Raw genomic sequence first — 12,821 nt, 5'->3', positions numbered from 1 at the left:
GCGCTTCGCCGGGTGGGTGTCTTTCGCCGCGGGCGTTCAGTGTCTGGCCCCGTTGCCCTGACCCGCCCGCACCAGCCCCGACTCGTACGCGGCGATGACCGCCTGCGCGCGGTCGCGGACGCCCAGTTTGGCGAAGATGCCCGTGGCGTGGTTCTTCACGGTCTGGACGCCGATCTCCATCTGCCGCGCGATCTCGGTGTTGTCGAGTCCCGCGGCGATCAGCCGGAGCACCTCCACCTCGCGCGGGGTGAGCCCGGAGAGGTCCGCGCTCGGCGGGTGCGAGGCCGGGGCCGGGGTCACGAACGTGGCGAGCAGCCGGGTCAGCAGCCGTGGGGCGACGACCGCCTCGCCGCGGTGGACGGTGCGCAGCGCGGCGACCAGTTCCTCGGGGGAGACGTCCTTGGGCAGGAAGCCCGCGGCCCCCGCCCGGAGCGCCCCGACCACGTGCTCGTCCATGTCGAAGGTGCTGAGGGCGAGGACCCGGCATCGGGGCAGCTCGGCGGCCAGGCGCTCGGTGGCCCTGACCCCGTCGAGCACCGGCATCCGGATGTCCATGAGGATCACGTCGGGGCCCAGTTCGCGGGCCGCGGCGACGGCCTGCTCGCCGTCGCCCACCTCGCCGACGACCTCGATGGCGGGGTCCGAGCGCAGGATCAGTGACAGACCGCGGCGCACGAGCGGCTGGTCGTCCGCGATGAGTACGGTGATCCGCTCGGGCCCGGGCTCGTCGGGAGAAGTCATCGGGTCCCGTCCTCCTTCTCGTACGTGTTCTCGTACGTGTCCGCGGGCGACGGCACGCTCGCGGCCACCTGGAACCCGCCTTCCTCACGGCTGCCGACGTGCAGGGAACCGTCGTGCAGGGCGATGCGTTCCCGCATGCCCAGCAGACCGTATCCGCCGCCCCTGCCGAGCCCGTCGGGCGCCCTGGTGTCACCGGCTCCGTCGTCGGTCACCTCGACGGTGACACGGTCCGGGAGATAGGCGAGCCGTACCGTCGCGCGGGCGGGCCCGGCGTGCTTGCGGGCGTTGGTCAACGCCTCCTGCACGATGCGGTAGAGGGTGAGGCCGACGGTCATCGGCAACGGGCGCGGCTGCCCGGTGACGTGGAGTTCGGCCGGCAGGCCCGCGGCGGTCGAGTCGGCCACGAGCCGCTCGATGCCGTCCACCCCGGGCTGGGGTTCCGACGGCGCCTCCTCCAGCGTGTCGGTGCTGCGCAGCACCCCGAGGAGCTGCCGCATCTCGTGCAGCGCCGTGCGGCCCGACTCCTCCAGGGTCACCAGGGCCTCGCGTGCCGTCTCGGGGTCGCGGTCCAGGGTCGACCTCGCCCCGCCGGACATCAGGTACATGGTGGTGATGTGGTGGGCCACGATGTCGTGGAGCTCCCGTGCGATGCGGCGCCGCTCCTCGGTCACCGCGCGGTCGGCGAGGAGCTTCCGGTTGATGTCGAGCTGCCGCTTCCACTGCCGCACGGCCAGGCCGACGGCGACGATGAGGCAGGGCGTCACCAGCACATCGGTGATGCCCATGCCCAGGAAGGGTATGCCGTTGTGCAAGTATCGCGCGATCTGCACGGGCGCGGTGGCGACGACGCCGAGCGTCACGGCGCGCCGCCCGCCGTATCTGGCCACGGTGTAGAGCGCCACCGCGACGGCGCCGCCGTAACTGTTCGACATGGGCGCGCCCGGGTCGACGGCGAGGCCGAGGTTCACGGCCAGCTGCACGATGAGGACCGCGCCGAGCACCGGCACGGGACGGTGGCGCCTGAAGAGCAGCGGGACCAGGGAGACGGCGACCAGCAGGACACCGGGCACGGTGACCGGCGCCCCCGGCCCCTCCTCGCCCGGCGCCAGATAGGCCAGTACGTCGAGCGTCACCGCGGCGACGGCGACCGCCGCATCACCCGGCGTCGGCCGTGCCCCGCCCGTGGGCGGTACCGGAGGGAAGAAGTCGCGGCCCATCCGGGCGCCTCCAAGTCGAGCCGGTTCGTCGGGCTCTGGTGTCCCGTCGTTCCGCACCATTACATCCCGGTGGGAAGGGGCCCTTGATCGGTACGGGGGCGGTTCTTCGCACCAGTACCGGAGTACTGCCCGCGGCCCGGTGCCGGACCAGGGTCACGGGCGCGTCCCCTTCCGGCGGCCGACGCTCCCAAGGGGCCCCGCGTGATGACCTGTTGGCATGATCCGCAAGCTGACCTCCTTCTCCACCCGGCACCGATGGCTGACCATCGTCGTCTGGACCGTTCTCGGAGCGGCCCTGTCGTTCGTCGGGCAGACGATGATGTACGACGTCACCGACTCCCAGGCCGGGGACTTCCTGCCCAAGAAGTACGACTCGGCGGTGGCCCTGCGCATCGCGGAGGACGAATTCGGCACCAAGCTCGACCCCAACGCCCTGACCGTGCTCGTCGCCAGGGACGACGGCGGCAGACTCACGTCGGGCGACCAGCGGCGGATCACCGCCACGGCGGCCGGCCTGGGCCGGGAGCGGATCGCCGCACCGAAACCCGAAGAGTTCATGAAGGACCACTCCCAGACCCCGCGCGTCTCGCCGGGGGCCGTGGCGCCGGACAGGAGTTTCCGGCTCCTGACGGTGTCGCTCGACGGGAACGCGCAGGACCCCGGGCTCCAGGACGTCTACAAGAAGTTCCGCGACACCGCGGAGGACGCGTTCGCCGACGCGGACATGCGCGTCGGCTTCACCGGCGGCATCGCCTCCACGGTGGACGACACGGAGGCCGAGGAGACCACGGGGAAAGTCGTCGGCATCCTGACGATGGGCCTCATCGTGCTCCTCAACGTGCTGGTGTTCCGCAGCCCGGCGGCCGCGTTCGTGCCGCTCGTCGCGGTGGCACTGATCGGCGGAGTCGCCTCGGGCGCCGTGGTCGGCGCGGCGAAGCTCTTCGGCATCAGCCTGGACCCGTCGACGCCTTCGCTGATCGGTGTCGTACTCATCGGCATCGGCATCGACTATTTCCTCTTCCTGATGTTCCGCTTCCGGGAACAGCTGCGGAACCATCCCGGGCAGCACGCCAGGACCGCCGCGGCCGCGACGGCCGAGCGGGTGGGCAGCGCGATCACCTCCGCCGCGCTGACGATCGTGGCGGCCTTCGCGACCCTCGGCCTGGCGAGCTTCGGACAGTTCAGGGTGCTCGGCCCCGCGATCGCGCTCTCCGTGCTCGTGATGCTCCTCGCCAGCCTCACGCTCATGCCCGCACTGCTCGCCGTGCTCGGCCGCGGCATGTTCTGGCCCGCGCGTGCCTGGAAGAAGGAGCGCACCGGCGGCTTCGCCGCACGCCTGGGGCACGCGGTGAGCGCTCGGCCGCTGCGGTACGCCCTCGGCAGCCTGGTGCTGCTCGGTGCGCTGGGCGCGGGCGCGCTCGGCGTGAAGATGAGCTACGACCAGCAGGGCCTGCACGAGACCGCCGCGGTCAGGACCGCCGAGCAGATCTCCCGCAGCCTGCCCCCGGGCGTCTCCGACCCGCACAGCGTGTACGTGCGGAGCACGAACGGCGGTGAGATCAAGGCGAGTTCACTCACCGGCATGACGCGTTCCCTCGCCAAGGCGGAGGGCGTCGGCGAGGTGGGCGAGCCGGTGCTCAGCAAGGACCGCACGGCCGCGCGGGTCGATCTGTTCCTGAGCGTCGAGTCCGATACGCAAAAAGCGCGCGACCTGGTCTCGGGGCCCGTCAGGGAGACGGCCGCGCGGACCGCCCCACAGGGCACGGAGGCGTACGTCACGGGGACGGCCGCCGTCTTCGCCGACATCGCGACGGCCGTGGAGAAGGACCTGCGGCTGGTCTTCCCGGTCGCGGCCCTGCTGATCGCGGTGATCCTCTTCCTGCTGCTGCGCTCCCTGCTCGCCCCGGTCGTGCTGATGATCGCCGTGGGGCTCGGGTTCCTGGCGACCCTCGGCGCGAGCACGCTGTTCTTCCAGCACGGCCTGGACCGGCCGGGCGTCTCGTTCACGCTGCCCCTGGTGCTGTTCCTGTTCGTCGTCGCCCTCGGCACCGACTACAACATCCTGATCACCGACCGGATCAGGGAGGAGATGGCGAAGCCGGTCCCGGCCCGGCACGCGGTGGCGGAGGCGGTGCGGCACACCGCGCCCGCCATCGCCACGGCGGGCATCGTGCTCGCGGGCTCCTTCGCCAGCCTGGCCGCCAGCCCCGCCACCCAGGAGATCGGCTTCGCCACCGGCCTCGGCATCCTCCTGTCCTCGCTCGTGCTCTCCCTCGTGCTGGTGCCCGCCCTGGCCGCGGTCCTCGGACGCGGTCTGTGGTGGCCGCGCAGGACGGGACGGACGCAGGGCCGCCACCACGCACCGGCCGGCCCGCGCACCCCCGGGCAGCCCCAGCCGTACGCGACGGTCCCCGAGCAGTACGAGCAGTACGAGCAGTACGGGCAGTACGAGCCGTACGCGGCCGCCCCCGCACACCCCCACTCCGTGCACCCGCACCCCGAACACCGGCCGACTCGGTGACCGCCCCCGGCCCCCGGGACACCACGTCCTCCCCCGAACAGCGAAGGCAGCACATGAAGGCGACACCCCGAAAGACAACACCCCGAAAGGCGACGCCCCGGACCCTGACCGCCGTCGGCCTCGCCCTGGCCGCGGGGGTCACCGGACGCGCGGCGAGCGGCGGCGCCCCGGCAGGCGCGGACGGTTCCGCCACGGCCGGTCACACGACCGTCGTCTCCACCGGGGCGACGTCCAAGGCGGGGGCGGCGGCACGGGCGGAGGCGGCGGCGAACGCGGAGACCGCAGCCGGGCTCGACCGCTTCTACCGGCAGCACCTCGACTGGGGCCCGTGCGAGGACCCCGCCCTCGACGAGACCGGCACGCGGTGCGCGAAGGTCACCGTCCCGCTCGACTACGCCGCACCCGAGGGCCGAACCCTCACTCTCACCATCTCCCGGCTGAAGGCCACCGGGAAGGACCGCGAGCGTCGCGGCATCCTCCAGACCAACCCCGGCGGCCCCGGCGGACACGGCCTCGGGATGCCCGCCCAGCTGCGCGCCAAGATGACGCCGAAGGTGGCGGCCGCGTACGACGTGATCGGCATGGACACCCGCGGCCTGGGGGAGAGTTCACCGCTGGACTGCGGCCTCGACAGCCTCTCCTGGTTCCGCGGCGCCGGATTCGACCGCGCCTCGTTCGACCGCGTGGCGAAGAAGTCGGCTGACGACGCGAGCAAGTGCGACGCCAAGTACGGCGACCGGCTCGCGCACTACTCCACCCGCAACATCGCCCGTGACGTGGACGTCATACGCGGCGCGCTCGGCGAGCGCAGGACGTCCTGGTTCGGCCAGTCCTACGGCACCTACCTCGGCGCCGTCCACGCGGAGATGTTCCCCGGCAGGACCGACAGGATCGTCCTCGACAGCGCCATGGACCCGCGCGACTACGGCCTCAAGATGTTCCAGGCCATGGGCCCGGCCAACGAGAAGGCCCTGGACGACGTGGCGCGCTGGGCCGCGCCGCGCCACGGGACGTACCGCCTGGGGAAGACGCCCGCCGCCGTGCGGGCCACCGTGGAGGGGCTGGTGCGGCGGGCCGCGAAGCAGCCGATCCGGGTCGGCGGCGACCGGCTCGACCAGGAGAGCCTGCCGTTCGTCCTCTACTTCCTCGGGACGGACGACCTCGACAACGCCGAGTACGCGCGCACCCTGCGGCTGCTCCTGGACGCCGCGGCGGGCCGGACGGTCGAGCCGCCGCAGCGGCTCGCGGGGCTCCTCGACGCCATGTTCCGCACCGGCCCGCAGGAGACGGGGACCGGCAAGGACTACGCCTCCACGCTTGCCGTCCTGTGCGCCGACACCACCGCGCCGGGCGACGCCGAGTGGTACCGCGAGGCCATCGAGAAGGCCCGCCGGAAGCAGCCGGTGTTCGGCCCCTTCCACAACTCCCCGATGCCGTGCGGCTGGTGGAAGGAGAAGCCGCGGGAGCCGCGCACCGAGATCGACAACACCCTGCCGGCGCTGCAGATCCAGGCCACCGGCGACACCCGCACCACGTACCGGCAGGGCCTCGGCATGCACAGGGCGATGCGGGGCTCCAAGCTGGTGACCGTCCCCGTGCGCACCCACGCGGTGTTCGTCGGCTACCCGAACGCCTGCGCCGACAAGGCCGTCAACGACTACCTGCTGACCGGCGAACTCCCGGCCAAGGACTACACCTGTCCGCGCGACACGAACGGGAAGCAGCCGTAAGCAGGAGCCGGGCCGCGGTCTCACACCGCGACCGATTCCTCCATCTCCTCCTCCTGAGCGGCCGCGGGTGCCACCGCCGTGCGCCCGCGCCGCTCCCAGAGGCCCGCGACGCCGACGGCCACCAGGCCGAGCACCAGCCAGCCGACGAGCGTCCAGATGTGTCCGCCGAGTCCGTGGCCGCCGAAGTAGAGGTGGCTGCGGACGCCCTCGACGAAGCCGGCGCCGTTCCAGAAGGCGTGCAGGGAGCCGAAGAAGCCGTTCTGCAGCTCGGGGCGGAAGAGACCGCCGGACGTCGTGAAGTTGAGCATCACGAAGAGGACCATCATCGCCAGCGTCGTCCAGCGCTTCAGGAACGTGTGCAGTCCGACGCCGATGAAGAGAATCCCGGCCGCGTACAGCCAGCACATGGCCCACACGCCCCACAGGCCCTGGTGCACGAGGTGGAAGATCGGCCCGGCGAGTGCGGCGCCGATCAGGCTGACGGCGAAGGAGACGCCCACGACGAGGCCCGCCCTGGCCCGCATCCGCAGTCCCGCCCCGGCCGCGCCGAGCACCGCCACCGACGCGTACGAACCGATGCTCACGGCGACGAGCAGGAAGAAGAGGCCCTGGCCCGTCGGGTCGTCGTCGACCGGCGCCGCGACGTCGGTGACCTTCAGGGGCATGCCCTGCGCCGCCGCGACGGGCGTGAAGATCTTCTGTGCGGCCGTCGCGCTCATGTCGGATCCGGCGGTGGCCACGATCAGTTCGGGGGCCTTCGTGTCGGGCACGTAGGCGCCCGCTATGTCCTGCGACTTGAGCGCGTCGACCGCCTGGTCGCGGGAGCCGAGGGTGCGTACGTCGAGGGCGTCTCCCGCCTTGTCCTCGACGCTCCGCGCGAAGGCCTGTGTCTGCGGGCCCGAGCCGACGACGGCGATCGGCATGTCGTTCGGCTCGGGCGTGACGAACGCGCCCATGTAGGCCAGGCCCATGCCGAGGCACATCAGCAGGGGCGTGACCAGGTGGAGGAGGACGTGGCGCAGTACGTCGCGCAGTCGGGCGGTGGGTTCCGCGGTGGTGGCGGACATGGGGGAACTCCGGTTGTTCGGTACGAGGGGGCCTGCTCGGCGCAGATGGTTGGCATATACAACTCTCTTTGTGTTGTACTCTACAACTATTCATGGAGAGGGAGAAATCGTGACCGATCGAGACGGGGCAGGGGCGAGAGCCGGGGCCGGGAGTGGGGTCGAGGGTGGGGTCCGGGATGAGTCCATCGAGGTCATCCAGCGGGAGATGACCGCGTTCGCCCGACGTGCGCGCGCCACCGCCGCACGGATGCACCCCGAGCTCTCGCTCGTGTCCTTCACGTTGCTCAGTCATCTCGAGCACCAGGGGGGCTGCCGGGCCACGGACCTCGCCGCGCACTACACCCTCGACAAGTCGACGATCAGCAGGCAGGTGGGGGCACTGGAGAAGGCCGGGCTCGTCGAGCGGCGCCTCGATCCGGCCGATCACCGGGTGCACGTGCTGCACCTCACCGACCGGGGCAACGAGGTTCTCGTGCAGGTGGGCGACGCCCGCCGGGTCGCGTTCCAGGGCCGGCTCGCGGGGTGGAGCGCGGCGGACCTGACGCGGTTCGCGGAGTATCTGCTCCGCTACAACGAGGCGGCGGCCGACGACGACCATCCCGCATAGCTTGCACGAGACGTATCGTCTCGCCTAGAGTTCCGGGCATGACCTCATCCAGGCCTGCCCACATCGCCATGTTCTCGATCGCCGCCCACGGGCACGTCAACCCGAGTCTCGAAGTCATGCGTGAGCTCGTCGCGCGCGGGCACCGCGTCACGTACGCCATTCCGCACGCCTTCGTGGACAAGGTCGCCGAGACCGGCGCCGAGCCCCGGCCCTACACCACGACGTTGCCCTCCGCGGACGACGACCCGGAGGCGTGGGGCACCGAACTGATCGACAACATCGAGCCGTTCCTCGCGGACGCCATACAGGTCCTGCCGGAACTGGCCCGCGCTTATGAGGGGGACGAGCCCGACCTCGTCCTGTACGACATCACCTCCTATCCGGCGCGTGTCCTCGCCCGCCGCTGGGGCGTCCCCGAGATCTCGCTCTCGCCGAACCTCGTCGCCTGGGACGGTTACGAGGAGGAGGTCGCCGAGCCGATGTACGCGGAGCTGAAGGAGACCGGGCGCGGCCGGGCGTACTACGAACGCTTCATCGGCTGGCTCGCCGAGAACGGCATCACCCAGCACCCGGACCCCTTCGTCGGCAGGCCGCCGCGCTCGCTCGTACTGATCCCGAAGGCGCTCCAGCCGAACGCCGACCGGGTCGACGAGAGCGTGCACACGTTCGTGGGCGCCTGCCAGGGCGACCGGGCGGCGCAGGGCGACTGGGAGCGGCCCGCCGGCGCCGAGAAGGTGCTGCTCGTCTCGCTCGGCTCGTCCTTCACCAAGCAGCCGGGCTTCTACCGCGAGTGCGTCAAGGCTTTCGGGGATCTGCCCGGCTGGCACGTGGTGCTGCAGGTCGGCAGGCACGTCGGCGCGGGCGAGCTCGGGGACGTACCGAAGAACGTAGAGGTGCACCCCTGGGTGCCGCAGTTGGCGGTCCTCAAAAAGGCCGATGCCTTCATCACCCATGCCGGTGCGGGCGGCAGTCAGGAGGGTCTGGCGACCGCGACCCCGATGGTGGCCGTGCCGCAGGCCGTGGACCAGTTCGGCAACGCGGACATGCTCCAGGGGCTCGGTGTGGCCCGGCATGTGCCGATGGAGGAGGCCACCGCCGAGACGCTGCGCGAGGCGGTCCTGGCGCTGGTCGGGGACCCCGAAGTGGCCCGCAGGCTGGGGGGGATCAGGGACGCGATGGCGGCCGAGGGCGGCACGAGGAGGGCGGCCGACCTCATCGAGGAGGAGCTGGCGAAAGTGCCGGCCCGAAGGTCCTGACGTGACGCTGCGTGACGCGGTTCCCGTGGCAGCCCGGTTATTCGGTAACGCTCTGATAACACGGCACCGTCCTGGAAGGGCCATTGACTCGTCCTGAAAGGTTGACCGTTACCCCCGGTCAAAGGTTGCACGCGGCAGATCTTGTTCCTTGGGCAACCATCTTCCTAGCGTGGGGTGAACTTTCGCCGAACACCAGGAAGTTGACCCCCATGCGTCGAGACATACCGCCCCTCGCCGAGGTGCGCCGCATCACCGAGAAGAAGCGTGACGCGTGGTGGACCGTGTTGCTTGTCGACCCGGTCGCCACGCCGCTCGTGCGGCTCACCGCCAAGTACACGAGAATCACGCCGAACCAGATCACCTGGGGCGCGTTCCTTCTCGGGCTCGGCTCGGCGGCGTGCTTCGCGTTCGGCGACTGGAAGTGGCTCGTCCTCGGCGCGGCCGTGTACCACTTCAGCTTCATCCTCGACTGCATGGACGGCAAGGTCGCCCGCCTCACCGGGCAGGGCTCGGTCTTCGGAGCCTGGCTGGACTTCGTCTTCGACCGCATCCGCGTCATGGTGTGCGGCGTCGCGCTGATGTGGGGCCAGTACGACCGCACCGGCGACACCCTCTACATCTGGCTCGCGCTCGCCGTCGTCGCGCTCGACACCCTGCGCTACATCAACTCGCTGGAGATCTTCAAGATCCGGCACACCATGCGCAAGCAGATCAAGACGCGCATGCGGGCCGCCCGGCGCGCGCAGAACGACGCGGAGCTCGCCTTCATGGAGGACCTGCTGCGGGACAACCCCTCGGCGGACATCGAGCAGGACCTCCAGCGGGCCGCGGGCGAGGCGCCCTACGCCGAGCAGCCCGACCGGGAGGCCGGTGCCGACGGGGAGGAGGCGGCTCCGAAGGCTCAGGTCATCGACCTGCACCAGGAGTTCCGGCGGAAGTTCCCCGCCTATCTGCGGGCCCGGTCCTTCCTGCTGCGCCACCGTATCCGCGCGCATCTGGTGAGCGGAATCGAGTTCCAGATGGGCGTTTTCATGATCGGCCCGATCTTCGACGCGGTGATTCCCGCGACGATCATCTCGGGTGCGCTCCTCCTGGTCTTCGAGCTCGCCATCATCTACAAGCTGCTGCTCTCGACCCGCGACTTCACGCGGACGATCGACTCCTTCGAGCAGGAGAAGGTCCCCGCCGCCGCTTGAGGCACAAAGTGCCTTCTGTTACCGGGAGTTGCGGTCCTTGTGGCCCGGGATGTCCGATCCGACGGCACAGTTCCGGTTTGTTATTACGGAACCTTGTTGAACAAGTCACAGGTGTATGTAGGTATTGATCTGCGCCCGTCAATCAGACAGGGTTTCGTCCCAACACCCGGAGATCTTCCGGCCTTCGAGGGATGCCGCGACGAACTTGTCGCCGCGGCAAGCCCTGGGAAAAACAGCTGAACAACCCCCCACATCCCCCCACACAGCACTGAGGAGACCCCTCTTCATGGCAACTCACAAGCGTGCCCGCACGACGAAGCTCACCGCGGCGATAGCCACCGCCGCCACCGCGGTCGGTGTCACCGTCTTCGCGACCTCCTTCGCCGGCGCGGCCACCCCCGCCGAGGGCAAGGTGTACGGCCTCGACGCCAAGGGCGCCGTCGCCGGCAGCTACATCGTGATGCTCGACGAGAAGGCCGACGAAGGCGCCAAGTCCGACCTCGCCGAGGAGTACGGCGGCGAGCTGAAGCGGAACTACTCCTCCGCGATCAACGGCTTCTCGGCCAAGGGCCTGACCGAGACCGAGGCCAAGCGACTGGCCGCCGACCCGACCGTCGGCAAGGTCGTCCAGTCGAAGAAGTTCACCATCGACGCCACCCAGGACAACCCGCCGTCGTGGGGCCTCGACCGCATCGACCAGGCGGACACCGCGGCCGACAAGAAGTACACCTACCCCGACGCCGCAGGCGAGGGCGCCACCGCGTACGTCATCGACACCGGCGTCCGCGTCAGCCACAAGGACTTCGGCGGCCGCGCCACCTCCGGCTTCGACGCGATCGACAACGACGACAACGCCGACGACGGCAACGGCCACGGCACGCACGTCGCCGGCACCATCGCCGGTGACGCGCACGGCGTCGCCAAGAAGGCGAAGATCGTCGCCGTCCGCGTCCTGGACGACCAGGGCTCCGGCACCACCGAGCAGGTCATCGCGGGCATCGACTGGGTCACCAAGAACCACCAGGGCCCCTCCGTCGCCAACATGAGCCTCGGCGGCGGCGCGGACGAAGCGCTCGACGCGGCCGTCCAGAAGGCGATCGAGGCCGGCGTCACCTTCGCGGTCGCCGCGGGCAACGAGTCCACCGACGCCTCCCAGGGCTCCCCGGCCCGCGTGAAGGACGCCATCACGGTCGCCTCCTCCACCAAGGACGACGAGCAGTCCGACTTCTCCAACTACGGCCCCATCGTGGACATCTACGCCCCGGGCTCGGACATCACGTCCGCCTGGAACACCGGTGACGACGCCACCAACACCATCTCCGGTACGTCGATGGCGACCCCGCACGTCGTGGGCGCCGCTGCCGTCTACGTCGCCGCCCACCCGGACGCCAAGCCCGCGGACGTCGCCAAGGCGCTGACCGACGGTGCGACCCCGGACAAGATCTCCAACCCGGGCGAGGGCACGCCCAACAAGCTCCTGAAGGTCGTCGAGTGACCCTCGCCACCCGCTGAGCCGCGGCCGTCGTGCCCACCCCCACGGGGCACGGCGGCCGCTCTATCGTGTGCGCATGGCGATCAGGACATACGCGGCGCTGCTCCGCGGTATCAACGTGGGCGGCCACAAGAAGGTGCCGATGGCCGACCTGCGGGCCCTCCTGGAGGGGCTCGGCCACGGCGGCGTACGGACGTATCTGCAGAGCGGCAACGCGGTCTTCACCGCGGACCACGGCGACGAGGAGTCCCTGGCCGCCGAGGCGCGGGCGGCGATCGCGGAGCGCTTCGGCTTCGCCGTCGACGTCCTCGTGCGCGACAGCGCGTATCTGCGGGCGGTGCGGGACGCCTGCCCGTTCCCCGCGGCCGAACTGCAGCCCAAGCAACTGCACGTCACCTACTTCTCCGCGCCCGTCGGCCCGGACCGCTTCACCGCCGTCGACCAACCCGCATTCCTCCCCGAGGAGTTCAGGCTCGGCGACCGCGTCCTCTACCTGTACGCACCCGACGGCCTCGGCCGCTCCAAACTCGGCGAACAGCTGTCGCGGCCCGCCCTGACCAAGGGCGTCATCGCCACCACCCGCAACTGGAACACGGTCACACAACTCGTGGAGATGACCCATGGCTGAACGCACACCGGCCGTCGAGGCCGCCATCGACGGCGAGCTGCGCCTCCTCGACCCCGAGGTGCGCGCCTCGCCCGAGCTCTTCGGGGCGTTGCTGCACCCGGAGTTCACCGAGTTCGGCGCCTCCGGCGCGCGGTGGGACCGGGCGTCGATCGTCGGTGTCCTCACGGCGAGCCCGGCACCCGGCACCCGGCCCGTCACGACCTCCCGCATGAGGGGCGTCCAGCTCGCCGACGACCTGGTGCACCTGACCTTCGACACCGACAGCAACGGCCGCCGCGCGCACCGCAGTTCCCTGTGGCGGCGCACCGACGGCGACTGGCGGCTCTGGTTCCACCAGGCGACACCGTTCAGCGAGGAATGAGGCCA

At 70.7% G+C, this 12,821-nt stretch carries 11 protein-coding genes; 8 read left to right on the top strand and 3 right to left on the bottom strand.

The genetic code is table 11. The annotated features are described in order from the left end of the window. Nucleotides 1–36 precede the first annotated feature (36 nt). Nucleotides 37–741: a response regulator transcription factor gene (locus tag AB0N81_RS00615; protein ID WP_365354371.1), complete on the bottom strand. Its 705-nt coding sequence runs from the start codon at nt 739–741 to the stop codon at nt 37–39. Next, entirely contained in the window at nt 738–1,958 is a 1,221-nt protein-coding gene (locus AB0N81_RS00610; protein ID WP_365354370.1) for a sensor histidine kinase, read from the bottom strand. The genes AB0N81_RS00615 and AB0N81_RS00610 overlap by 4 nt, the downstream gene beginning before the upstream one ends. Nucleotides 1,959–2,175: 217 nt before the next feature. On the opposite strand from AB0N81_RS00610, the gene AB0N81_RS00605 reads away from it, so the two are divergent. Then, nucleotides 2,176–4,479: an MMPL family transporter gene (locus AB0N81_RS00605; RefSeq protein ID WP_365354369.1), complete on the top strand. Its 2,304-nt coding sequence runs from the start codon at nt 2,176–2,178 to the stop codon at nt 4,477–4,479. Nucleotides 4,480–4,532: 53 nt separating this feature from the next. Further along, nucleotides 4,533–6,209 carry an alpha/beta hydrolase gene (locus AB0N81_RS00600; protein WP_365354368.1) on the top strand — a complete coding sequence of 559 codons (1,677 nt, stop codon included), beginning with the start codon at nt 4,533–4,535 and terminating at the stop codon, nt 6,207–6,209. Nucleotides 6,210–6,229: 20 nt separating this feature from the next. On the opposite strand, the gene AB0N81_RS00595 is transcribed toward AB0N81_RS00600, so the two are convergent. Further along, complete coding sequence (locus AB0N81_RS00595) at nt 6,230–7,276, bottom strand: hypothetical protein (protein WP_365354366.1); 1,047 nt, start codon at nt 7,274–7,276, stop codon at nt 6,230–6,232. Between the two features lie 205 nt (nt 7,277–7,481). On the opposite strand from AB0N81_RS00595, the gene AB0N81_RS00590 reads away from it, so the two are divergent. From AB0N81_RS00590 to AB0N81_RS00565, 6 genes are all read left to right on the top strand, one after another. Further along, nucleotides 7,482–7,883 (top strand): MarR family winged helix-turn-helix transcriptional regulator, encoded by a 402-nt coding sequence (locus tag AB0N81_RS00590; RefSeq protein ID WP_365354818.1) that lies wholly within the window; start codon nt 7,482–7,484, stop codon nt 7,881–7,883. Nucleotides 7,884–7,921: 38 nt separating this feature from the next. Beyond that, nucleotides 7,922–9,139, top strand: coding sequence for a macrolide-inactivating glycosyltransferase (gene mgt / locus AB0N81_RS00585; RefSeq protein WP_365354365.1), 1,218 nt, complete (start codon nt 7,922–7,924; stop codon nt 9,137–9,139). 209 nt (nt 9,140–9,348) lie between these two features. Continuing rightward, complete coding sequence (locus AB0N81_RS00580; protein ID WP_365354364.1) at nt 9,349–10,335, top strand: CDP-alcohol phosphatidyltransferase family protein; 987 nt, start codon at nt 9,349–9,351, stop codon at nt 10,333–10,335. 286 nt (nt 10,336–10,621) lie between these two features. Next, nucleotides 10,622–11,830: a S8 family peptidase gene (locus tag AB0N81_RS00575; RefSeq protein WP_365354363.1), complete on the top strand. Its 1,209-nt coding sequence runs from the start codon at nt 10,622–10,624 to the stop codon at nt 11,828–11,830. Between the two features lie 73 nt (nt 11,831–11,903). Continuing rightward, nucleotides 11,904–12,455, top strand: coding sequence for a DUF1697 domain-containing protein (locus AB0N81_RS00570; protein ID WP_365354361.1), 552 nt, complete (start codon nt 11,904–11,906; stop codon nt 12,453–12,455). Then, nucleotides 12,448–12,816: a nuclear transport factor 2 family protein gene (locus AB0N81_RS00565; protein ID WP_365354360.1), complete on the top strand. Its 369-nt coding sequence runs from the start codon at nt 12,448–12,450 to the stop codon at nt 12,814–12,816. The genes AB0N81_RS00570 and AB0N81_RS00565 overlap by 8 nt, the downstream gene beginning before the upstream one ends. Nucleotides 12,817–12,821 lie beyond the last annotated feature (5 nt).

The organism is Streptomyces sp. NPDC093510 (genome assembly GCF_040683555.1).
Taxonomy (GTDB): Bacteria; Actinomycetota; Actinomycetes; order Streptomycetales; family Streptomycetaceae; genus Streptomyces.
Note: the sequence above shows the minus strand (reverse complement) of the source record. Positions and strands in the feature narration are given on the sequence as shown.